1 protein-coding gene is annotated in these 1,794 nt (G+C 64.2%); it reads left to right on the forward strand.

The annotated features are described in order from the left end of the window. Positions 1-1,794, forward strand: a 1,794-nt coding sequence (locus AB1E34_RS19915) for an Ig-like domain-containing protein (RefSeq protein WP_372574069.1), incomplete at both ends; no start/stop codon positions are given.

The following is a 1,794-nucleotide window of genomic DNA, read 5'->3' on the forward strand; positions in this document are numbered from 1 at the left end:
GCCATGGCCGCTCCAAAAACTGCGGCCACTCGTCCCGCTGGACCTGCTTTGTCCAGGTCGCCCTGCTCACCGGCGTCAAAAACCTCGCCGGTACCGAAGCCAGCATGGAAGCAAACGGACGGCTGCTGACGGCCAGCGCCAATGCGGCGCCGGATGCGGTGGATGACACGGCGAATGTGGACGAGGACCAGAGCGTCACCATCGACGTGCTGGCCAATGACAGCGACAGCGATGGCGGCGTGCTGTCGATCCAGTCGGTGGGCCAGGGCCAGTTCGGCACAGTGGTGATCGATGGCGATCAACTGACCTACACGCCGGATGCGGATGCCAGTGGCGATGACAGTTTCAGCTACACGGTCTCGGATGGCCAGGGCGGCACGGCGGTGGCCACGGTCAACGTGACGGTGGCACCGACGCCGGATGCGCCGGTGGCGCAGGATGACGCGACCAGCGGCGAGCAGGACGGCCCGATCCAGATCGACGTGCTGGCCAATGACAGCGACGCCGATGGGGATGCGCTGAGCATCGATATCTCGGGCTCGACACCTGCAAACGGGCAGGTTGCGGTCTCGAACGGGCAGATCGTCTATACGCCCGATCCCGGCTTTGTCGGCGAGGACAGCTTTACCTATGCGGCCTCGGACGGCACCTCCAGCAACACCGCCACCGTGACGGTGACGGTCTATGAGACCAACGCCGCGCCGGTGGCCGCTCCCGATGCCGCCACCACAAACGAAGATCAGGCGGTGGCGATCGATCTGCTGGCCAATGACAGCGACGCCAATGGCGACCCGCTGAGCGTGACCGCGCTGACCAGCGCTTTCGACGATCCCGGCACCGTCGGCGTGGTCGAGACCGAGCATGGCTCGGTGACCCTGGCAAACGGGGTTGCGACCTATACGCCGGATGCGGATTTCAACGGGGTGGACAGCTTCGGCTATACGCTCAGCGACACCAAGGAGAGCACGGCGGGCACGGTCTCGGTGACGGTGGACGCGGTCAATGATGCGCCGGACGCCCAGGATGACACGGCAACCACGGACCCGGATGTGGCGGTCTCGATCGACGTTCTGGCCAATGACAGCGACGCGGATGGCGATGCGCTGAGCATCGATATCTCGGGCTCGGCCCCGGCCAATGGCTCGGTTTCCCTCGTGAATGGCGAGATCCTCTATACGCCCGATCCGGGCTATATCGGCTCCGACAGCTTCAGCTATGCGGTCAGCGACGGCACCGAGAGCCGGACCGCGACGGTGTCGGTGACGGTGGGCTCGCTCTATGACCCGATTGATCCTGCGGCTGTTCAGCTGACGGATGGGGCGGATGACAATCTTGCGCTGATCAGTGGCGGGACGGATATCTTTGACGGTCTGGCCGGCGATGACACGCTTTATGGCGGTGATGGCGGCGATCTGCTCTATGGCAATATCGGCAATGACGTGCTGTACGGCAATGACAATGGCGACAGCCTTTATGGCGGCTCGGGCGATGATGTGCTGGATGGCGGCAAGAACAACGACCTGCTGGATGGCGGGGCCGGGGCGGATACGCTGACCGGTGGCAAGGGCAATGACACGTTCAAGTTCTCGGTGGTCGATGGCGCGCTGGACACGGTTCAGGATTATGCCTGGTGGAAGTTCCTCGATGTGGGCGACGCGCTGGTGGGCTACACCCAGGGCGTTGACACGCTGACCGATTTCGTGCGCTTCACCACGGTTGGCACTGACACGCTGCTCGAGATCAACCCCGACGGCGCCAGCGGCTTTGTCCAGGTCGCCCTGCTCACCGGCGTCA

This window comes from Ruegeria jejuensis, assembly GCF_041537905.1.
In the GTDB taxonomy this organism is placed as follows: Bacteria; Pseudomonadota; Alphaproteobacteria; order Rhodobacterales; family Rhodobacteraceae; genus Ruegeria_C.